14 protein-coding genes are annotated in these 21,349 nt (G+C 73.3%); 5 read left to right on the top strand and 9 right to left on the bottom strand.

All coding sequences use genetic code 11. The features are described from left to right. Positions 1–62 precede the first annotated feature (62 nt). Together ND748_RS08365 and ND748_RS08370 are read left to right on the top strand one after the other, a co-directional pair. Positions 63–1,409, top strand: a complete 1,347-nt coding sequence (locus tag ND748_RS08365; RefSeq protein WP_251745108.1) for a glycosyltransferase family 4 protein — start codon at positions 63–65, stop codon at positions 1,407–1,409. After that, positions 1,409–2,587, top strand: coding sequence for a lysylphosphatidylglycerol synthase transmembrane domain-containing protein (locus ND748_RS08370; protein ID WP_251745095.1), 1,179 nt, complete (start codon positions 1,409–1,411; stop codon positions 2,585–2,587). Before ND748_RS08365 ends, ND748_RS08370 begins: the two co-directional genes overlap by 1 nt. Here ND748_RS08370 and ND748_RS08375 read toward each other — a convergent pair. The 3 genes from ND748_RS08375 to ND748_RS34540 form a co-directional block, all read right to left on the bottom strand. Next, on the bottom strand, positions 2,584–4,446 hold the full coding sequence (locus ND748_RS08375) for an MDR family MFS transporter (RefSeq protein WP_251745096.1): 1,863 nt from the start codon (positions 4,444–4,446) through the stop codon (positions 2,584–2,586). The two genes, ND748_RS08370 and ND748_RS08375, sit on opposite strands and share 4 nt — an antisense overlap. Before the next feature lie 220 nt (positions 4,447–4,666). Beyond that, positions 4,667–6,610 (bottom strand): ABC transporter ATP-binding protein, encoded by a 1,944-nt coding sequence (locus tag ND748_RS08380; protein WP_251745097.1) that lies wholly within the window; start codon positions 6,608–6,610, stop codon positions 4,667–4,669. Positions 6,611–7,273: 663 nt separating this feature from the next. Next, positions 7,274–7,810 carry a hypothetical protein gene (locus ND748_RS34540; protein ID WP_251745098.1) on the bottom strand — a complete coding sequence of 179 codons (537 nt, stop codon included), beginning with the start codon at positions 7,808–7,810 and terminating at the stop codon, positions 7,274–7,276. On the opposite strand from ND748_RS34540, the gene ND748_RS34545 reads away from it, so the two are divergent. Continuing rightward, complete coding sequence (locus ND748_RS34545) at positions 7,803–8,567, top strand: kelch repeat-containing protein (protein WP_251745099.1); 765 nt, start codon at positions 7,803–7,805, stop codon at positions 8,565–8,567. The genes ND748_RS34540 and ND748_RS34545 overlap by 8 nt on opposite strands. Positions 8,568–8,806: 239 nt before the next feature. Here ND748_RS34545 and ND748_RS08395 read toward each other — a convergent pair whose 3' ends face one another. Further along, a complete protein-coding gene (locus tag ND748_RS08395; protein WP_251745100.1) occupies positions 8,807–9,991 on the bottom strand; it encodes a lysylphosphatidylglycerol synthase transmembrane domain-containing protein in 1,185 nt (394 codons plus the stop codon). 211 nt (positions 9,992–10,202) lie between these two features. On the opposite strand from ND748_RS08395, the gene ND748_RS08400 reads away from it, so the two are divergent. Further along, positions 10,203–10,787, top strand: a complete 585-nt coding sequence (locus ND748_RS08400) for a TetR/AcrR family transcriptional regulator (protein ID WP_251745101.1) — start codon at positions 10,203–10,205, stop codon at positions 10,785–10,787. Positions 10,788–10,863: 76 nt separating this feature from the next. Here ND748_RS08400 and ND748_RS08405 read toward each other — a convergent pair whose 3' ends face one another. From ND748_RS08405 to ND748_RS08425, 5 genes are all read right to left on the bottom strand, one after another. After that, positions 10,864–12,282 (bottom strand): amidase, encoded by a 1,419-nt coding sequence (locus tag ND748_RS08405; RefSeq protein ID WP_251745102.1) that lies wholly within the window; start codon positions 12,280–12,282, stop codon positions 10,864–10,866. Next, positions 12,279–15,221, bottom strand: a complete 2,943-nt coding sequence (locus tag ND748_RS08410) for an ATP-binding cassette domain-containing protein (RefSeq protein ID WP_251745103.1) — start codon at positions 15,219–15,221, stop codon at positions 12,279–12,281. The genes ND748_RS08405 and ND748_RS08410 overlap by 4 nt, the downstream gene beginning before the upstream one ends. A 16-nt stretch (positions 15,222–15,237) precedes the next feature. Beyond that, positions 15,238–16,269, bottom strand: coding sequence for an ABC transporter substrate-binding protein (locus ND748_RS08415; RefSeq protein ID WP_251745104.1), 1,032 nt, complete (start codon positions 16,267–16,269; stop codon positions 15,238–15,240). Positions 16,270–16,704: 435 nt separating this feature from the next. Then, positions 16,705–18,075, bottom strand: coding sequence for an amidohydrolase family protein (locus ND748_RS08420; protein ID WP_251745105.1), 1,371 nt, complete (start codon positions 18,073–18,075; stop codon positions 16,705–16,707). Positions 18,076–18,179: 104 nt separating this feature from the next. Next, on the bottom strand, positions 18,180–18,950 hold the full coding sequence (locus ND748_RS08425; protein ID WP_251745106.1) for an ABC transporter ATP-binding protein: 771 nt from the start codon (positions 18,948–18,950) through the stop codon (positions 18,180–18,182). 228 nt (positions 18,951–19,178) lie between these two features. Between ND748_RS08425 and ND748_RS08430 the strand changes: the two genes are divergently transcribed. Further along, entirely contained in the window at positions 19,179–21,257 is a 2,079-nt protein-coding gene (locus ND748_RS08430; protein WP_251745107.1) for a tannase/feruloyl esterase family alpha/beta hydrolase, read from the top strand. Positions 21,258–21,349: the final 92 nt, after the last annotated feature.

Raw genomic sequence — 21,349 nt, forward strand, 5'->3', positions numbered from 1 at the left:
CGTCCCCGTTCCTCCACCCGACCGCCGCCGTCCGGCCGGCCGGCCCCGCGGGTGCCGTCGACCTGCCGCGGACGCTGGTGGTGGCGGACAAGTTCCCCCCGGTCCTCGGCGGCATCCAGACGTTCGCCTGCCACCTCACCGCCGGCCTGCCCGCCGACCGGGTCGTCGTCGTCGCGCCGGCGGCGCCCGGGGCCGAGGAGTTCGACCGCACGCTGCCCTTCCCGGTGGTCCGGGCCGGTGAGCGGATCCTCACCTCGCCGCGGTCCCGGCGCCTGCTGCGCTCGTTGGTACGCAGCGAGGGCTGCGACGCCGCCTGGTTCCCCACCGCCGCCCCGTTCGGGGTGCTCGGCCCGATGCTGCGCGAGGCGGGCGTCACCAGGGTGGTGGCGTCCAGCCACGGGCACGAGGTCGCCTGGTCCCGGCTGCCGGTGGGCTGGTCGCTCGTGCGCGCCGTCGCCGCCCGCGCCGACGTGCTGACGTACCTCACCGCGTTCACCCGGCGCCGGCTGGTCGCCGTCTCCCCGCGGGGCACCACCCTCGCGCGGCTGACCGGCGGCGTCGACACCCGCCGCTTCCGGCCGGGGGCCGGCGGGGCCGACATCCGCCGGACCCTGGGCTGGTCGGACCGTCCGGTCGTGATCTGCGTGGCCCGGATGGTGCCGCGCAAGGGGCAGGACACCCTCATCCGTGGCTGGACCACCGTGCGGCACCGCCACCCGGGGGCCCGGCTGCTCCTCGTCGGGCAGGGGCCCGACGAGGGCCGGCTGCGCCGCCTCGCCGCGCAGGTGGGGGTGACCGACGAGGTGCACTTCGCGGGCGCGGTCGGCGAGGAGGAGCTGCCCGCCTACCTCGACGCCGCCGACGTGTTCGCCATGCCGTCGCGCACCCGCTGGCTCGGTCTGGACCTGGAGGGGCTCGGCCTGTCCTCCCTGGAGGGGGCGGCCAGCGGGCTGCCCGTCATCACCGGCGCCCAGGGCGGCGCGCCCGACGTCGTCCTGCCCGGCCGCACCGGCGAGGTCGTCGACGGCCGGAACACCGCTGCCGTCGCCCGGGCCGTCGTGGAGCTGCTCGACGACCCCGACCGGGCCGCCCGGATGGGCTTGGCGGGGCGGGAATGGATGCGCGAGGCGTGGAGCTGGGGCGGGCTCGCCGGACGCCTCGCCGGGCTGCTCGCGGGCGGCTCGGGTGCCGATCTCGCCGCAGTCAGGCGACACTCGGGTGAACCGTCACGGGCGCGTCGCGGAACTCTCGGCGAGGACAGGTCGGGGAGCATCACTGCGGATGGCATGATCCCAGACGGCATCATCTCGGACGGCATCATCTCGGACGGCATCGGGACGGACGGCATCGGGACGGACCGGGTCGACGTGGCCCAGGGCCACGCGGACGCCAGAACGGGAGGACCGTGATGCGTCAGCTACCGGAGGCATCGGCGGCGGGCGGCGGGGCGCTGCCCGCGGCGGCTCTCGACACCACCCTGACGGCTCTCAGCACCTCCCTGACGGCTCACGACACCACGCCGCCGGCTCTCGACACCACCCCGGCGGCGGTCATCGCCCGGATCGGGGCGGCCGCACCCGTGCTGCCCGGCGCAGACCTCGTCCTCGCCGGTCCAAGCGGCGCCGTGGCCGTCGCACCGCGTCACGGCCGGTTCTGGCTGGTTCGCCCGCTGCTGGCCTGCGCGGCGCCCCTGGTGGCGGTGGTGTGGCTGGTGCGGTCGTGGTCGACGGTGCGGACCGGCATCGACGCGCTGGCCAGCGCCCATCCGTTCTGGCTGGTGGGGGCGGTCGCCGTCGCCCAGCTCACCTGGGTCGCCGGCGCGGCCTGCCAGCAGGGGACGGTGCCGCGGTCGCTGCCGGTCCGCCCGCTGCTCGCCGCCCAGGTGGCGGGCAGCGTGGCCAATCACGTGCTGCCCGCCGGGTTCGGGGTCGGCGCGGTGAAGCTGCGTTTTCTGCATCGGCACGGGTTCTCCCTGCGGGAGTCCCTGACGGCGGTCGGCCTCGACGCGACCGCCGGGGTCACCACCCATCTGGCCGTGCTGGCCGTCCTGCTGGTCGGGGGATTCCTACCGGTGGACTCGGCCCGGCTGCCGGACAGCGGCCCGCTGGCCCTCGGCGTCGCCGTGGCCGCGGCGGCCGTCGCCGTGGCCGCGTTGCTGGGCTGGCTGGTGCCGGCGGCCCGCCGGGTGGCGCACGGGGTGTGGGCACGCATCGTCGACCAGCTTCGGTCGATGCGCTCCACGGTCCGCTCGCCGAGCCGGGCGGCCATGCTGTGGGGTGGGTCGGCGGCCATCCCCCTGCTGCACGCCGCCACCCTGTGGGCGGTCATGCGTGCGCTCCACCTCCCGCTCGGCGTCGGGGCGGTCTTCGCGCTGTACTTCGCCGCCAGCGCCGCCTCCGCCCTGGTGCCCTCGCCGGGTGGTTTCGGTTCGCTCGACGCGGCCCTCACCGCTGCGATCATCGCCGCCGGGCAGTCCCCCGCCGTCGCACTCGCCGCGGTCCTGGGCTACCGCCTGGTCACCGTGTGGCTGCCGATGGCCCCCTCGGCCTGTGTCCTCGCGCTGATGGTCCGCCGCGGCCACCTCTAGGGGTTCCCCGCGGTCGTCTCCTGAGCAGCAGCGGCCTCGACCTGGGGAGCCTCCTGGCCCGCGGGGTCCGCCGACGGGACCGGCGCGGCGGCATCGTCCACCGCGGGGGTGCCCGGACCTGGGGACGCCGCCCCGGGCGCGTTCGGCTGGTCGGCGAAGGCCGCCCCGGTCTCCCGCAGCGGCACCTCCTTGAGCAGCAGGGACAGCACGAAGGCGATGACCAGCACGGCGGCGCCGACCAGGAAGGCAAGCGTGATCGCGTTGGTGAAGCCGACCTTGAAGGGGTGAGTCAGCGCCGGGTCGAGGCCGCTGAGGAACGAGGTGTCGTTGAGGCTGCCCGAGCCGCCCGAGGAGGCGGAGCCGAGCACCTTGAGCTGGTCGGGATGGCTGCGCGCGGCCGCGTCGAACGCCGCCGTGCCGCGCGCGTCCGTGTAGGCGGAGGTGATCCGGGAGCCGACGATCGAGTACACGATCGACAGGAACACCGCCACGCCGAGGGTGCCGCCGAGCTGTCGGAAGAAGGTCGTCGAGGACGTCGCCACGCCGATGTCCCGCGGCGGCACGGCGTTCTGCATCGCCAGCACGATCGTCTGCATGTTCAGGCCCAGCCCGGCGCCGACGACGAACATCGCCAGATCGACGTAGACGAGGCTGCTGTCGGCCGACAGCCGCCACAGCAACAGCATTCCGACGACGAGCAGCGCCGAGCCGATCACCGGCAGAATCTTGTAACGGCCGGTCCGCGCGGTGATCTGCCCCGCCACGAGCGACAGCGACATGATGCCCAGGACCAGCGGAAGGGTGAGCAGGCCGGCCTTGGTCGGCGAGTTCCCCTTGACGAGCTGGAGGTACAGGGGAATCAGGGTGATTCCGCCGAACATGCCGATCCCGATGATCGCCGACTGGGCGGATCCGACGGCGAAGACCCCGTTGCGGAACAGCCGGGGCGGCAGCAGGGCGTCGTCCTGCGCGTGCCGCTCCGCGAGCACGAACGCGACGATGCCGACCAGCCCGACGGCGTAACAGCCCAGCGAGGAACCGGCGCCCCAGCCCCACTCGCGGCCCTGCTCGGCGACGATGAGCAGCGGCACCAGGGCGACGACCAGCGTGAGCGCGCCAAGGTAGTCGATGCGGTGCTCGCGGCGCTCGTGGGAGATGTGCAGGACCCGCGCGACGACGACGAGCGCAACGATGCCGATCGGCACGTTGATCAGGAAGATCCACCGCCAGCCGTCGACGCCGAGCAGCGTCTTCTGGCCGGCCAGCGCGCCGCCGACGACGGGCCCGAGCACGCTGGACGTGCCGAACACCGCCATGAAGTAGCCCTGGTACTTCGCCCGCTCCCGCGGCGGGATGATGTCGCCGACGATCGCCAGGGCGAGCGAGAACAGGCCGCCGGCCCCGATGCCCTGCACCGCCCGGAACGCGGCGAGCATGTACATCGACGTCGAGAAGGTGCACAGCGCCGAGCCGGTGATGAACACGGCGATCGCGAACAGGAAGAACGGCTTGCGCCCGTACAGGTCGGACAGCTTGCCGTACAGCGGGGTGGCGATCGTCGAGGTGATGAGGAAGGCGGTGGTGACCCACGCCTGCGCGGTCAGCCCGTGCAGGCTCTCGCCGATCCGGTAGATCGCCGTGGAGACGACCGTCTGGTCCAGCGCCGCGAGGAACATCCCCAGCAGCAGGCCGGAGAGGATGACCATGATCTGGCGGTGCGAGTAGCCGCCGGGGGCGGTGGGTCCGGCGGCGTCCGTGCCACGGGTGTCCGTGCCACGGGCGTCCGGACCTCCGGTGTCTGGGCCACCGGCGGCATCCGCGCCTCCGGCAGCAGTGGCATGCCCGGCGGTGGAGGTCATGCGGGTGTCTCCTCTCGACCTGCCGGTCACGGTCCGGGTCGGCGGGTTGCCACGACGGCGCCCGCCGCACCGAATCCAGTACCGGAATGCTCCTCCCGCGGACGATTAACCACGTTCCGCCCGCGGCGCTTCAGGCCATCCTGCCCCGCGCGGTGCCCGCCGTCCCGTGACCGGCACAGGACAGCCGCGCCGGTCCTGTCGGCCGCGCCAGGACTGCCGGTCAGACGGCGCTCGGGCGGTAGAGGCGGGCGTAGGCGCCACCGTCGGCGAGCAGGTCGCGGTGAGTGCCGTCCTCGACGACGCGACCGTGATCCATGACGTAGATGCGGTCGGCGTCGATCACCGTCGAAAGCCGGTGGGCGATCACCAGGCAGGTCCGGCCGACCGCGAGCCGATCCAGCGCCGCACGGACCGCGGCCTCGGAGACCGTGTCCAGCGCGGACGTCGCCTCGTCGAGGACCAGCACCTGCGGCGACTGCAGCAGGACGCGGGCGATGGCGAGCCGCTGGCGCTCGCCGCCGGACAGCCGGTAACCCCGCGCGCCGACCCGGGTCGCCAGCCCCTCGGGCAGCCGGTCGAGCAGCGCGGACAGGCTGGCCGCGTCGAGGGCGGCCCGCAGCTCGTCATCAGTCGCGTCCAGCCGGCCGTAGCGCAGGTTCGCCGCGATCGTGTCGTGGAACAGGTGCGGGTCCTGCGGGACCACGCCGATCGCCGCGTGCAGCCGGGCCGGCGGGATCGCGTCGAGCGGGACGCCGCCGAGCAGGACCCGGCCCCGCTGCGGGCGGTGCACCCCGCTGGCGAGGTAGGCGATCGTCGTCTTGCCTGCTCCGCTGGCGCCGACCACGGCCGTGGTCGTTCCGGCCGCGGCGCGCAGTGTCACTGCGCGCAGGTTCCAGGACGGATCGTCGGGGCCGGGGTGCTCATGCGGCGGGCCACCCGTCGCCCGGGCCGGCCCCGACACGGCCTCGTCGTAGGCGAACCACACCTCGTCGAGGGTCAGGTCGAGGCCCAGCGCCGCCGAGCCCTCCGCCCTGCCCGGAGCCGAGCCGTCGGCCCGCGTACGGGGCACCGAGACGGCCACCGACGACCCGACGGCCAGGGACGACCCGACGGCCAGCGACCTGGCCTCGTCCTCGGGCACGTCGAGCAGGGCGAAGATCCGTCGGAAGGAGGCCCCGGCGCCGGCCAGCTCGGAGCGCAGGTCGACGGCGGAGGACAGCGGGCCGAACGACACCAGCAGCGCCCCGCCGAGGGCGGCGACCGTGCCGAGCGTCGTCCGCTCGGAGGAGACCAGCCAGGCGCCGAGGGTGACCACGGCGGTCATCGTCGCGACGATGCCGAGATTGACCAGGAAACGGACCCGGGAAGTGAGCCGGGCCTGCTCCCGGGCGGCGGCGAGCAGCTCGGCGCCGGCCGCGTCGAACCGCTCCCGCTCGTAGTCGACCCGGTCGAACAGCCGCACGTGCAGCGCCCCGGACACCGACGCGGTGTCGGACACCTGGGCCATGAGCTGGCCGTCGAGCTCGCGCTGACGCTGCGACAGCGCGGCCAGGCGGCGCCGACCGGACCGGATGATCACCAGCGTGGCCGGGGCGAACACCATCACCGCGAGACTGAGCCGCCAGTCCAGCGCGAAGACGACGGCGGTGCCCACGACGATGTCCGCCAGCCGGCAGATGACCGCCTGCACGGTCGCGGAGATCGCGTTCTGGGCGGCCAGGACATCCGAGGACATCACCGTCATCACCTCGCCCTGCTGGCTGCGGGGGAAGAAGGCGAACGGCAGCCGCTGCAGGTGGGCGTTGACGGTCTGGCGGATGCGTACGGAGACGACCCCGCCGAGCCGGGCGATGAGCGCCATCCGCAGGGACAGCACGGTCGACTCGAACACCAGCACCGCGCACAGCAGCAGGACGGGGACGGCGAGGTCGCGCACCCGACCGGTCGGCAGCGAGGTGTCGATGAGGTGGCGCAGGATGAACGGCCCCGCGGCGACCGCAGCCGATCCGAGCACGGACAGGCCGACGAGAGCGGCCACGACTCGCCCCTGGTCGGCGAAGAAGCGCTCGCTGCGCCGGGCCTCGGCCGCGCCGGTCAGTCGGGCGAGCACGCGGGCGTGCAGGACAGTCACTCTCGACGCAACGGGCGGCGGCTGGCTGGGCACGGGGAGAGGCTATGCGGCCTCGGCGGGCCTCGGGCGGCCCGAGGCGGCCGAGGCGGCGCTCGCAGCAACCACCCGCGATGGGAAGATTACATTCCGCATCAGAGGGAACACTGTCCGTGCCTGTTCTGTGGGCGGACGCCCCTGCCCACCCGGCTGGTCCCCACGGCCACGACAAGCCCGGTCAGCCGGCCGCTCGGGCCGTCCGGCCCCGCGACGCCATCCATCCACGCGATCCACCCGTCGGTCGGGTCCGCGGACGCGGGCCTGAGGGGGGGAACCCATGAGTTGGTCCCGCACGTCACGTCGGTGCCCACCACGCGCCTTCGTCCTGGCCGCCACCCTGACGGCGGCACTTGCCTCGCCCGGCCTGCTCGGCACGGGCGCCGCCGCGACACCGACCGGCGCCCCGGGCGGCCCGACGCCGCCGGGCAGCCCCGCCACCGCGAGCGCCGCCACGGCGAGCCCCGGCACATCTAGCCCCGGCGCATCTAGCCCCGGCACATCTAGCCCCACAGCCACAGGCTCCGCTGCGTCGAGCCCCGCGGGCGGCGGCTGCCCGACCTACCCGTCGGCGGCCGGCCCGCTGGGAAGCTGGGAGACAGTCACCGCGCTGCCGGCCCCCCGTGCCAACCTCGCCGCCACCACCGGCTGTGACGGACGGATCTATGCGATCGGTGGCCAGGCGACCGCCGCAGCCGCGGGCGGCGCCGGCGGCGCATCGGGTTCGGCAACCGGCTCGCCCTCCCAGAGCGCCTCCCCGTCGAGCGCCTCCGCCTCTCCGACGTCGACGTCGCCCTCCACGTCCACCTCAGCTCCGACCACCTCAGCTCCGACCTCGACGCCGACCTCGACCCGGACGGGGTCGCCGACCACGCCGCCCGCGGGCGGTCCGACCACCACCTCGACGATCATCCCGGGCGCGTTGATCGGCGAACCGTCGTTCGGCCCGCTGTCCAACGCGCCGAGCGACCCGTCCGGCGACACTGGCGACCAGCCCGCCACCGACTCGCCCACTGGCACCTCGCCCACCGACGCGGCATCCACCGACACCTCCTCGCCGACCGACACCTCCTCGCCGACCGACGGATCGTCGGTGACGCCGAGCACCGCGCCGTCGGCCACCTCGAGTGAATCGCCGACCGGTACCGGCACCGGCTCGCCGTCCGCGGCGGCCGGCGCCGCCGCCGCGCCGGTGGGCACCGTCCAGGTCTTCGATCCGACCAGGAAGGCCTGGACGGACGCCGCCGACCTGCCGACCCCGCGGACCCATCTCGCCGCGGCGACCGGCACGGACGGCCGGATCTACGCCATCGGTGGCCGTTCCGGCGCCGCGGACGACCCGACGGACACCGTCGAGATCTACACGCCGTCGAGCGGCACCTGGACCAGCGGCACGGCGCTGCCCAAGCCGCTGGGTGACCCGCGGGCGGCCCGCGGCACCGACGGGAAGATCTACGTCCTCGACGGGGACACGCTGGCGATCTACGATCCCGACGCCGCGAGCTGGACCACGGCGGACGCCCCGCCGACCCCCGTCGAAGCGCCGGTCCTCACCGCCCTGCCCGATGGCCGCATCCTCGCCGCCGGCGGCAGCACGACGGGCGGCGGGGCGGCCCGCGCCTCGTCCGACGTGTATGCCTACACGCCCGGCACGGGTGCCAGCGGTTCCTGGACCCAGGTGTCCGACCTGCCGACCGGGGTGACCCGGGCGGCCGGCGCGACCGGGCCGGACGGCCGGCTCTACGTCGTGGGCGGCCGGGACACCAGCGGCGATGTCACCGACGCGGTGCAGGTCTACTCCCCGGACGACGACCAGTGGACGGCCGGCCCCACCGGCGCGGCCTCGAAACGGGCGGATGCCGCCGCGACCACCGGCGGTGACGGCCAGGTGTACGTGCTGGGCGGCTCGTCCGGCGGCGGCGACGCACTGGACACGGTGGGGGCCCTGAGCAAGTAGGTTCCCGACCCGCCCGGGGGGGTCGGCCGGCACGCCGCCGGCCGGCCCCGCCCGGCGCATGGTGCGGTGAACCCGAATGGGCAGCCACAGACCGTCGACACCGGACCGCGGAATTCCTATTCCGCGGTCTTTTCCACTGGCCAGGAAAGCCGCTTTCGCGGCGGCCCGAAAATCCCCGGAATCGACTACGGGTACTACCTGCTTGGCGGCCGGGACCGGCAGCGGACCGCGGCCGTCGGTCACCGGTACCGGACGCGGTAGGCAACCCAGGCGGGGGCGCCGGCGGCCAGCGGCAGCCAGAACGACACCAGCCGGTAGGCCAGCGTCGACACCGCGGCGGCCGCCGCCGGCACCCCGGCGAGCGCAAGGGTTCCGGTCAGCCCCGCCTCGACGAAGCCGAGACCACCGGGCGTGATGGGGATCATCGCGAGAACATTGGCGGCGACGTAGGCAAGCAGCACGAGGGAAACCCGCGGATGTTGGCCGGCCCCGGCCAACGCCGCGAGCAGCGCGAGGTAGTCCAGCCCCCATTTGCCGGCCGCGGTCAGCACGGCCCCGGGCCAGCGGCGCCCCAACGAGCGGATCACGTCCGTGCGGCGGGCGACCAGCACATCGGGCAGGTCCACCGGCGCCGAGCGCCGGGCCAGCCGGGCCAGTCGGGTGACCACCCGAGCGAGCAGCCGGACCGTCGCGTCCGACCGCGCCAGGACCACGCCGACGATCACGAGCAGGCCGAACGCCAGCCCGCCGGTGGTGGCGATGGTGGTGAGCCCGGCCGGCGCAGGCTGACCAAAGGTGATCGCCGGCAGGACGACCAGGGGCAGACCGAACACGACGCCCGTGGTCACCATGGAGGTCGCGGTCAGCGCGAAGCCGGCGGCAGCGGGATCGCAGCCGCCCCGGTTCAGCATGCGGAACTGCACGGCGCCGCCGACCGCGATCCCGCCCGGCACGATCCGGCTGATGCTGTTCGAAACGAGCTGCGAGGTGACCGACAGAAACCAGCTCAGTCCGCTGATCGCGATCCGCTGGAGTTGCCAGACGCAGGCGAAGCTGGCCGCCTCCAGTAGCACCATCGCCGGATACCACAGGGGCTGGAACGCTCGCAGCCGGGGAAACGCGGAGAACACCGCGAGCAGCTGCGGCATGAGCAGGTACAGCGCCACACCGGTCGCGGCGAGCGGGACGACCCGGCCGGCCACCCGAGCCCAGCCGAAGCCGCCTGGCACGACGTCGCCGGCGGAGAGCTCGGCCCCGGTATCCGGCGGCTGCGCCGGCGCGGTGGGAGGTTCGGCCGAGGCCTCGGCCTGATCACCCGCGGCCTTGTCCGGAACCCGCGGGAATGGTTCGTCCGGAACCGGCGGGAGCGGCTCGTTCGGAACCGGCGGGAATGGTTCGTCCGCCTCGGGTCTGCCCGCCGACACGGCGGTCACCTCCCCTCGAACGCCGCGCCGGCCCGTCCCCCGGTACCCGTCCAGCACAGCCCAGCCGGTGACCATCACGCCACCAACGGCGTGACCATCTCGGAATGCCCCGTCACCATACGCAGCCCGCCACCGGCGGCCGGCGTGGTGTTCCGCTCTACTGCGGGACACCAGCCGATCCCGATCCCGCTCACGGATCTAGGCTGTCCCCATGCATGCTGCCGCAACGGGGGGTAGTCGCGGCGGGCCGCGGCGCGGCGCGCTGCACGAGGCCGAGATCGTGGGCGAGGCCCTGGAGATCATCGGGGCGGACGGGGTGGAGGGCCTCACCATGCGCCGCCTCTCCGACCGCCTCGGCGTGGCGGTCGGCGCGACGTACAAGCACGTGCCGACGAAGGAGCATCTCCTGCGTCTGGTCACGCTCGAGCTCTACACCCGGGTCGGCCCGTGCGAGCCGACCGGTGCGGACTGGTGCGCCGGCATCCGAACGTTCCTGCTGCGCTTCCGCGAGGTCGTCGCCGCCTACCCGGGGATGGCGGGCCACATCTCCGCGCACGCCGTCGACCCGATGCCGCACCGCCTCTACACGTCCCTGAACGGGACGCTGCGCGACGTCGGCTTCACCCCGATCGGCGCCGACCGGGTGGTGCGGGTCCTGTTCTTCTACACCTCCGGGGCCATGCTGGCGCCGCTGGCGCCGGACGAGCGCGCGGACGCCGAGTTCGCCGCCGGCCTCGACCTGGTGCTCGACGGCGTCCACCGGTCCCTCGAACGCGACCGCGCCGCCGGGGCCTGACCCGGACCCGGACCCGCCCGAGCCGAAACCAGCCAAGCAGTCGTCAGCCAAGCAGTCGACAGCCAGGCCGCCGACGTCAGCTCACGGTCGGATGTTCGTTGCGGGGGAACGCCTGCTGGAATGCCTCGGCGACGCGCAGGACCAGGTCCTCGCGGCCATGCCAGGCGGCGATCTGCAACCCGACGGGCAGGCCGTCGACGAAGCCGCACGGCACCGTCACCGCGGGGAACCCCAGCCAGTTGAAGATCATTGTGTGGCTGCAGTACACCGGGGCGAAGCTGCCGCCCGGGAAGGTCGGGCCGTCCACGGTCCAGGCGCGCTCCCACTCCTCGACGGGTGCGGCGATCCGCTGCGCGGTGACCGACAGGATGACGTCGTGCCGCCGGAACAGACGCTGGAAACGTTCCCAGTTGCGCGCCCGCGACTGCGCCTGCTCGCGGTAGAGCACCGGGTCCAGCGCCGGCAGCGGGGCCGAGTTGGTCCCGACCATGACCTCGTAGACGGACGGCTCCACCGTCCAGCGCACGGTGCCCCGCTCGGCGCGGTCCTCCCAGACCTCGTCGGTCGAGTCCACCGTCGCGCCGAGGGTGGCGAGGCTGCGCGCGGCCGCCCGGGCGACGTCGATGATCCGCGCGCTGTCGGCGGTGGCGTAGGTCGCGGCGAAGCCGAAGTCCTCGGTCCACGCCATCGACATCCCCTCGACACCCCGGTCGAGGGCGCCGACCGGATCGGGGGTGTCGTCCTGCAGGCACACGTAGTCCCGCCCGTCGCCGCCGCTCATCGCACGGGTGAACAGCGCCGCGTCGCGGACGTACCGGGCCAGCGGCCCGTAGCTGGCGGTCAGCAGCATCGTCGGCTTGTCGTAGTTGACGTGCGGGATGAGTCCCCGCGAGGTGTGCAGGCCAACCACCCCGGAGTAGGCGGCCGGCAGTCGGGTCGAGCCCCCGCCGTCCGAGCCGATGGTCACCGGCAGCAGCCGGGCCGCCGCCGTCGCGGCGCCCCCGGAGCTGGACCAGCCGGGGACCCGGGTGATGTCCCACGGGCTGAGCGCCTCGGCGTCCCAGTTGAACGGGCTGAACACGCCGGGCCGGTCCCGGGAGAGCGTCAGGTCGGCACCGGCACCCATCATGGTGTTCGTGCCGATGATGATCGCCCCGGCCCGGCGCAGGCGCTCGACGCAGATGTCGTCGAACGTCGACACCACGTCCGTGCCGGGCTGGACGTAGTGCAGCCCCTCGACCCGGATGTGCGACTTCACCGACGTCGGGATCCCGTGCAGCGGCCCGAGGTCCTCGCCGGCGGCCGCCGCCCGGTCGGCCCGCCGCGCCTGCTCACGGGCACCGGCGTGGTCGACCTGTTCGAAGGCGCGCAGGGTCGGATTGAACTCCTCGATGCGGCCGAGGAAGTGCTCGGTGACCTCGACGCAGGACACCTCGCGCTTGCCGATCAGTTCCCGGATGCGCCACGCCGGAAGCCAGGTGAGTTCCTCGCTCATGCCGATTGCCTCCTCATAGACACGTCGGACGTCACGTCGGTTGTCACGTCGGATGGCAGGTCAGGTGGCACGTCGGTCGGCAGGCCGGGTGGCACGTGGGTCGGCAGGCCGGGTGGCCCGTCGGTGGGCAGGTCAGTGGGCAGGTCGGATGACAGGTCGGCGGCCAGATCGGATGGCGGGTCGGATGGCAGATCGGTGGGCACGCCGTCGGCACGGAATCGGGCGGTGCCCAGGTAGGCGTCGACGACGGCTGGCGTGGCACTGATCTCGGCCGGCGTGCCCGCGCCGATCAGCTCCCCGAAGTCGAGCGCGTAGACGCGGTCGCAGGTGCGCAGCACCATGTCGACGTTGTGCTCGACGAGGAAGACGGCCATCCCGCGCTCGTCCGCGAGCCGGCGCAGCACCGCGCCGAGCTCGCGGGTCTGGGCGTCGCCGAGGCCGGCCGCCGGCTCGTCGAGCAGCAGGACGCTGTGGCCGCCCGCCACGGCGCGGGCCACCGCGAGCATCCGCCGGTGGGCGTAGCCGAGGTCCTGGACCGGCGTGTCGAGGAACGGCGCGAGTCCGAAGTCGGCGACCGCGGCCCAGCCGGCGGGGGTCAGCGCACCGCGGTCCGGGACGACCAGGTTGGTGACGTAGGCGAGGCTGTCCCGGCGGTCGCAGGCGCTCTGCAGGTTCTCCAGGACGGTGAGGTCCTCGAACAGTTCCAGCGACTGGAACGACCGGCCGAGCCCGGCGCGCGCCCGCCGTTCGCGGCTCCAGCCGTCGATGCGCGTCCCGCCGAGACGCACCTCGCCGCCGGCCAGCGTGGTGAAGCCGGTGATCGCGTCGATCGTCGTGCTCTTGCCGGCGCCGTTCGGGCCGATCAGGCCCACGATCTCGCCGGGACGCACGCGCAGGCTCAGTTCGCGCAGCGCGGCGACACCGCCGAAGCGCACCGACACCCCGTTCAGCTCCAGCTCGAGCGGCGGGACGCGATGCTGCTCCCGGCCCGCTGCCCGCCCCGCCTGCGCGGGTTCGGACGCGGGCGGGTTCGCCCGCGCCGCGCCTGGCCGCAGCCCGGCCGGCCAGCGGGGAAGACGGCCGGCCAGCAGCGCGCGCAACCGGTCGTCGGCGCGGTGGCGCAGGAACACCAGGCCGTCGGGGGCGGAGGTCAGCATGAACAGCAGGCCGACCCCGCTCGCCAACGCCAGGTAGAGCGCCACCTTCGCACCGAGGAAGCTGAAGATCTGCTGGCCGAGGGTCCCCGGCGCGAACGAGCTGCCCACCAGCGGCCCCGTGGTGGCCCCGACACCGCCAAGGACGGCGTTCTGCAGGGCCGTCACCGACTGCAGGCCCGCGAAGGCGCCGAAGCTCGGCACCGGATCATGGAACGCCAGCAGGATGCCGCCGAGGGCGGCGATCATCCCGCCGAGGACGAAGGCGTAGAGCTTCGCGCCGATCACCGAGATGCCGAGCGCCGCGGCGGCGCGCTCGTTGGTCCGTACCGCGATCAGCCGCCGCCCGGCGCGGGACCGACGCAGGTTGACGATCGCCAGCGCGACAACGACAAGGACCACCAGCACGAGGCTCGCGTACCGTTTCGGGAAGGTCAGCGCGTCGACCGCCAGGCCGAACACGTGGATGTCGCCGACGTGGTAGCCCTCCAACCCGCCGGTGTAGCGGGAGTTGCCGAACACGACGGCCTCCAGCGAGATCGCCAGTCCCAGGGTGAGGATCGCCAGGTGGACCCCGCGGGTGCGCAGGCCGCCGAGGCCCACCACGATCCCGACGGGCACCACGGCGAGGACGCCGGCGATGGCGGCGAGCCAGAACGGCCACCCGTGGTCGGCCACCAGCCAGGCCGTCATCAGCGCCCCGACCCCGGCGAAACCGATCTGGACCAGGGAGACCTGGCCGGCGTAGCCCGTGACCACCACGAAGGACAACAGGATGACCGCGACGATCATCTGAAGGCCGAACGCGTTGACCCACGCGGCGGGCAGCAGCCACCAGATGCACGCGACCGCCGCGACCACCGCGACTGCCGTCGCGAGCCGGTGGGGACGGCCGGCGCCCAGCCGCGGCATCCGGCCGAAGCTGTCGCCCTTCCCCGCGGTCGTCCGCCCGCGGGCGAGCAGCACCACCGCGACCAGGACGAACGGGATGGCGGTGGCCAGCCCGGGGGCGGTGACGTAGCGCGTCACCTCGGACTGCCCGATCCCGATCACCAGGCCCGCGGCGAGGGTGATCGGGAACGACGCGAACCGTCCCACCACCGCCGCGGCCAGCACCGGGATGACGAGGTAGGTGAGGTTCGCGGGCCCGAGTCCGGTGATCGGCGCGAGCAGGATCGCCGCGAGCGCGCCGAGGGCCGCGCCGATCGCCCAGTTCGCCGCCCCGATGAGATCCGGCGAGACGCCCAGGGCCGCGGCCGACCGGGTGTTCTCCGCCACCGCGCTGGTCGCCACGCCGAACCTGGTGAACCGGTAGACGGTCCACAGCGTGGCGGTGAGCACCACGACGATGGCGAGGATGTAGAGGCGGTCCCGTCCGATCTGCGCCCCGAAGACACTGACCGGTTCGATCGGCAGCATCGACGGGATCACCTTCGGCAGGTCCCCGTAGCGCAGCACGGCCACCGACTGCAGGACCACCAGCAGGGCGAGGGTCGCCACGATCCGGGCGAGGCCGGACGCCCCTCGCATCCGGCGCAGGATCAGCAGGTGGAACGCCGCGCCAAGCACGGCGGCGGCGAGCAGCCCGAGGACCACCGAGACCGCGTCGGGCAGGTCCCCCCCGCGGCCCTCGAAGTACACGTAGGCGCCCACCATGCCCATCGCGCCCTGGGCGAAGTTGACCACGCCCGACCCGCGGTGAACCAGGACGAGCCCCACGGCGGCCAGCGCGTACAGCGCACCGGCACCCACGCCGAGCGCGGCGAATCTGAATACCTCGGTCATCTCGATCCCCCGCGGATCACTTGGTTCGCAGGATGGGGGCGATGTCGTAGAACTCGCCCTTGCGAACCGGCTTGCCCCCGGAGATCTCGTAGTTGACCCCGTAGTGGTTGAACACCCGGCGGAACGACGGGTTGTCCAGCGGCTGCGAGGTCCAGGGCGGCGCGACGCCCGCGAGGTCCACGCCGCGCAGGCCGTTCAGCGCGGCGGTGAGGGAGGCGGGCGTGACCTCGCCGGTGGTGCTGCGCAGCGCGGATCCGACGAGCCGCGCGGCGATCCAGGCGACGACGGCCTGCTCAGTGATCTTGGTCTTGGAGTCGACTGCCCGCGCGTCCGCCTGCACCTGCCCGATCCCGGCGGCGGCGGTGTCGTGGGTGTTGAGCTGGCTGTCGACGACGATGAGGCCGTTGGCGAGACTGCCCAGCGAGCTGAGGAGGTCCTCGTTGAAGATCGCCGAGATGCCGCCGATCGTGAGCGTGCGACCGCTCTGGCGCAGGGCGGTGAGCGCCTGTGCCGCTCCGCTCGGGACCAGGCTGACCGCCACGCAGGTGGCGCCGGCGCCGGTCAGCTTGGCGACCGCGGGCGCGAGGTCCGCGGCATTGGCCGCGACCGGGGCCCGCGCGACCTCCTGGCCGCCCCGGGACTCGAACCCCCGCTTGATGTAGTCGATGAGGAAGTCCGAGCCGTCGAGGTAGACGATGCCGAGCTTGGTGCAGCCCGTCTTGGCCAGGCCCACCCCGAGGGAGACGTAGAGCGCGAACGAGGAGCTGACCGGGAAGGAGTTGGGGCTCGTGTCGTCGCTGACCCCGACCACCGGGATGCCGGCCTTGGTCAGCGCCGTCTGGTCCTGGGCCGTGACGAAGCCCTGGATCACTCCGGCGACCTTCTCGTTGATCGCCTGCCGGGCGCAGATCTGATAGCCGCCGGACGTTCCCTTCGCGTCGCAGGTCTCGATCCGCACGTTGGGAAAACCGCGGAGCACCCCGCGCGCCACCGGCACGACCTCCGGCACCTTGAAGGGAATGGTACTGGTCAGGTCGCCGATCACCATGATCTTGGCGCTGACGTTCGACGCGATGGCCGGCGGCGCGCTCGCCGCGCCACCCCCGCTCTTATCCGAAGAAGATCCTCCGCATGCTGCCAGTACTAACGCGAGACATAATCCGACGATAATCGCCGACGTTCGTAAATTCCTACTCCCGACCATGTGCTCCCCACGGGTCCCGAACCTTACCAGAAGAGGTGTGAGCTGTTTCATACCGGGTCTACCGCTTGCTTTCTATCAGCTCGCATCCCGGTCCGCAAGTATTGTCGGAGCGCCTTGTGTGCATTCCTGAAAACAGGCAGCAGAAGGCCTGTGTGGGTCGACGTCTCGATCCGCTCCGGATATTTCACGGATCGATTTAGGCGGCGTTCGGCGCCGCCGGATGAAGGCCGGCCGGGACAGGGCGGCGGGGCAGGGCGGCGGGGGCAGGGCGGCGGTCAGTCAGCCGCCGGGGGCGAGGGCGACGAGGTCGTCGTCCCAGGCGTGGTCCACGGCGGCCAGGTCGACGTCCTCGGCCGGGCGGGCGTACCCGGAGCGCTTGTGGAAGTGCGCGAGCAGGCGCGGGTCGACCTCGTGCTCGCCGAGCACCTCCGCGGGTTGCGGGCCGATGCGGGCGGCCGCGCGGGCCAGCGCCGCCCGGTCGAGGCCGAAGACGTCGATGGCGTTCTCGCCGAGGATCGCCCGGGCCTCCCCTTCGGGCACGCCGGCGAAGGCGGCGCGGATCCAGTCGCGGGTGTTGGGCCAGGTCCCCTCCGGGTGCGGGAAGTCCACGCCGAACAGCAGTCGCTCCACCCCGATCTCGTGCCGCATCTCGATCTCGGCGCGGTGCGGCGAGGAGGGGATCACCGCGCAGTTGCGGCGAAAGTACTCGCTCGGCGTCCGCTTCAGGGCGCCGCCCGCGCGGGCGGCATGCTCGTCGAGGCGCGCGAGCGTCGGCGGCAGCCAGTCGGCCCGCACCTCGGTCAGGGCCAGGCGCAGGTCCGGGAAGCGGTCGAACACCCCGCCCAGCATGAGCTGCCACATCGCCCGGCGCGGCCCCAGGTCGAGCTGCAGCGGCGAGTCGGCGCGGGCGTCGAGCTGCTCGCGCAGCCGCTGCTGCAGGTTCAGGTCGATCTCGCCGGCCCCACCCATCGCCTCGTGCACCTGCCGCAGGAACGCCTGGAACTGGCCCTGGACCCCGCCCCAGCCCGCGTGCACGGTCACCACCAGCCCGAGGCGGGCGCAGGCTGCCCAGAACGGGTCGTAGTACCGGTCGTGCAGCGGCGGCAGCGCGGGGTCGGCGACCATGCCGGGCAGCAGGACACCGACGAAGCCGTGCTCGGCCACCCACGCCAGCTCGGCGACGGTTGCCGCCATGTCCAGACACGGCCCCGCCTCCGCGATGCCGTAGAACCGGCCGGGCGCGGTGGCCATCGCGTCCGCCAGCCAGCGGTGGTAGGCCCGGGTGCCGGCCGCGCGCAGCGTCGGTGGGTAGGGATTGTTCACCACGCCGAAGAACGGCAGTGTGCACATCTGGTGGCCCGAGAGCAGCAGCTCGCCGGCGACGCCCTCGGCGTCCAGCTCACGTACTCGTCGGTCCAGGTCGAACGCGCCGAGCTCGCCGCCGGTGCGGATGGCCTGGCGGCCGTCGATCACCTCGAGCGTCTCGTCGGACGAGCCGGCGGCGGTGATCACGACGTCCAGCCATTCGTCGTTCTCCGCCGTCAGGCGGTCCAGGTCGCCGAGGAACTCCGGCTCGATGTAGTCGCGGTAGGCCTGCGGGGGGGCTCCGGTGTGACCGTCGGCGGAGACGAGGACCAATCGCTGTCCCATGTGACTCACCTCATAGATCGAGTCCGCTCACCCTGCCCTTACCCCGCCGCGCTGTCAACAGCGTTCACCTCACCAAAGTGCCAGGCCCGCCGCCGGCCGAGGGCTCAGTCGGTCGCCAGTTCGGCGCTCGACAGGTAGGTCCGCTCGATCTCGCCGATGCGGCCGCGCAGCTCACGGGCCTCGCCCTCCAGCACCACCCGCCCGTGGCTGAGCACGTACGCGCGATCCGCGACCTCCAGAGCATCCCGGACGTGCTGCTCGACCAGGAGCACCGCGCCGCCCCGGTCCGCCGCCGCGCGCACGGCCAGCAGGAGGCGTTCGAGGACCAGCGGCGCGAGCCCGAGCGAGAGCTCGTCGGCGAGCAGCACCCGGGGGTCGGCCGCGAGCGCTCGGGCCAGGGTGAGCATCTGCTGCTCGCCGCCGGAGAGCAGGCCCGCCCGCCGTGTCAGCAGCGGCGCCAACTCCGGGAACAGCTCCAGGCACCGACCGCGCTCGCCCCCGCCCAGGCGCAGGTTGTCGGCCGCGGACAGCTCCATGAACACGGACCGTTCCTCGGTGATGTATCGCAGTCCCGCGCGGGCGCGCCGGTGCAGCGGCGCGGTCGTGCGACGCCCGTCGAGCAGCACCTCCCCGTGCAGCGGCCGCAGCTCCCCCGCCAGCGCCCGGACCGTGGTCGTCTTGCCCGCGCCGTTGACCCCGAGCAGCGCCACGACCTCCCCGGGCCGCAGGATCAGATTCAGGTCGTGCACCACCGGGGTGGACCCGTAGCCGACCGACAGGCCGCGGGTTTCCAGCCGCGGCGACGCAGCGCGTTCGGACGATAAGAGAACGTTACCTTCTCGCTGGGACGCCGAGTTACCGGATGTGGTCGTCATGCGAGGACGGTACCGCCCGGACGGCCGTTGTCCAGGGCTCTTCCAGCGGTTGCAGCGCGCATTCCCGGACGGCTCGTCGGTACCCGTCCGACCGGCCCACCCCACCTGGTGAACGTCGTTGACTCGGAGGTCACCGCCGACGTACGCTGCGCCCGCACCGGTCGCCCGGCGGCGGCTGCGACCGGCATTCCCAGGACCCCACCAAAAGCGTGGAGGATGACTGCTGTCATGGACGTGGACGGAAAGATCGAAGTAGCCTCCTACATTCCCGCGGACTCATTCTTCGGCTCGCCCTACATCGACTCCGACGTCTGGCGCGAGAGCCCCATACCCCACCGTCACGTGCACGGTGGTTTTCAGGACACCGACACCCGCTTCACCTTCTACTTCCCCACCGAGGACTCCTACGACGGCCGCCTGTTCCATCCGCTCGAAGGGGCCCACGCGGGCCACGAGGACGCCTTCGGCGGCCCGATGGGTGACGTGATCGGCGGTCTGGTCCTCATCTCCCGACTCGGCGGCTACATGATCGAGTCGAACTCCGGCCACATCGGTGACGACATCGACCCCCGCGGCGGCGACGACCCCACCCTCTACGGCCACCGCGCCAGCGTCGAGACCGCGCGGTTCTCCAAGCACGTCGCCGCCCAGGTGTACGGCGCCCCGCCCCACCACGCCTACGTCTGGGGCGGCAGCGGTGGCGGGCGGCGCTCGCCACTGTGCCTGGAGTACGGCACCGGGGTCTACGACGGCGCGCTGCCCTTCATGGGCGGCGGCGAGATCGCCGAGCACGGCGTCACCACGCTCATGAAGGGCGCCCAGGTGATGGCCTTCGCGTCCATGTTCAACGTGCAGCGCCTGCTGCGCCGCCAGGCCGCCGGCGTCATCGACGCGACGCGGCCCGGCGGCAGCGGCGACCCCTACGCGGGGCTGACCGCGCACCAGCGCGAGGAGCTCGCCAACCTGTACCAACTCGGCTACCCTCGCGGCGACGAGTTCATGATCTTCTCGCCGATGGGCCAGATCTGGCTGTGGTCGTCCATCGCCGACCGGCTCGCCACCGAGGACGCCGAGTACTTCACGGCCTTCTGGACGAAGCCCGGCTATGTCGGCCACGACGCGCCGGAAGCCGTCGCCGACGACCTCCTCGACGTGACCACGACCGTGAGCCGGGTCGTCACCGGAGGCGAACTGCTGAGCGACCCCGCCTACGCCGGACCGGAGTACGGCGGCCTGCGGGTGATGGCGTCGCTGATGAGCGCGGGGCCCGATCTGCCCATGGCGATCGAGGTCGAGGGCCTCGGCGACGGCTACCGCCTCGGTGCTGGCCTGAAGCTGCTCAGCGGGAAGGCCAAGGGGCGCCAGCTCTACTGCATGGGCCACGCCGGCGAACTGCTCAGCGCCGACGGCGTCGCCGAGGCCAACCTGCTGCGCTTCCGCGACGTCGAGGTCGGCGACGAGATCCACGTCGACAACCGCCGGTTCCTCGCGTTCTGCTACTACTACCGCCACCACCTGATGGCCGAGCCGGCATTCGACTTCCTGCGCCCCGACGGCCGCCCGATCTACCCGCAGAACCGGGTGCCCACGATGTCGCCGCTGATGGGCGTGGCCTACTCGGGCCAGTACGAGGGGAAGCTGCTGTGGGTGCACCACACCCACGACGCCTCGCTGTGGCCGCCGCAGGGCCTGGTCTACGAGGCGGCGGTGCGCGCCGTGCGGGGCCCCGACGCGGCCGCCGAGCGATTCCGCCTGCGCTGGACCGAGAACGCCGAGCACATCCCGCCGGCCTACCTGCCCTCGGCGCCGGACCGGGCCACCTCGACGTGGCTCATCGACTACCTGCCCGTCATCGAGCAGAGCCTGCTCGACCTGGTCGCCTGGGTGGAGCAGGGGGTCGAGCCGGCCGGATCGCGCTACGAGTTCCGCGACGGGCGGGTCGTGCTGCCGGCAACCGCGGCCGAGCGCGGCGGCATCCAGTCGGTCATCGCGGCGACGGTGGACGGCGGCGAGCGGGCCGAGGTGCCGGTGGGCACGGCGGTGACGCTGCGAGTGGACGCCGAGGTGCCGCCGGGGGCGGGCACGATCGTCGCGGTCGAGTGGGACCTCGACGGCTCGGGTTCCTTCGCCGACCCGGCCGACGTCGTCGGCACCCCCACCGCCGTGAGCCTGACCAGGACGGTCGCCTACCCCACGCCGGGCACCCGGTTCGCCACCGCTCGCGTGTGGTCCCACCGGGACGGTGACCGCGAGGCCGTGCACCGCCGCATCCCGAACGTCGCCTCCGTGCGGATCGTCGTGACCTGACCCGCCCTACTCCAGCCCGGGGGGGGGGGGGGGGGGGGGGGGGGGGGGGGGGGGGGGGGGGGGGGGGGGGGGGGGGGGGGGGGGGGGGGGGG

The organism is Frankia sp. AiPs1 (genome assembly GCF_023716945.1).
Taxonomy (GTDB): Bacteria; Actinomycetota; Actinomycetes; order Frankiales; family Frankiaceae; genus Frankia.

Coding starts and splice junctions, on each gene's coding strand:
- ND748_RS08375 (WP_251745096.1), bottom strand. CDS start 4,446: ATGACCTCCACCGCCGGGCATGCCACTGCTGCCGGAGGCGCGGATGCC.
- ND748_RS08370 (WP_251745095.1), top strand. CDS start 1,409: ATGCGTCAGCTACCGGAGGCATCGGCGGCGGGCGGCGGGGCGCTGCCC.
- ND748_RS08415 (WP_251745104.1), bottom strand. CDS start 16,269: ATGGTGATCGGCGACCTGACCAGTACCATTCCCTTCAAGGTGCCGGAG.
- ND748_RS08400 (WP_251745101.1), top strand. CDS start 10,203: ATGCATGCTGCCGCAACGGGGGGTAGTCGCGGCGGGCCGCGGCGCGGC.
- ND748_RS08410 (WP_251745103.1), bottom strand. CDS start 15,221: ATGACCGAGGTATTCAGATTCGCCGCGCTCGGCGTGGGTGCCGGTGCG.
- ND748_RS08430 (WP_251745107.1), top strand. CDS start 19,179: ATGGACGTGGACGGAAAGATCGAAGTAGCCTCCTACATTCCCGCGGAC.
- ND748_RS08425 (WP_251745106.1), bottom strand. CDS start 18,950: ATGACGACCACATCCGGTAACTCGGCGTCCCAGCGAGAAGGTAACGTT.
- ND748_RS08405 (WP_251745102.1), bottom strand. CDS start 12,282: ATGAGCGAGGAACTCACCTGGCTTCCGGCGTGGCGCATCCGGGAACTG.
- ND748_RS08420 (WP_251745105.1), bottom strand. CDS start 18,075: ATGGGACAGCGATTGGTCCTCGTCTCCGCCGACGGTCACACCGGAGCC.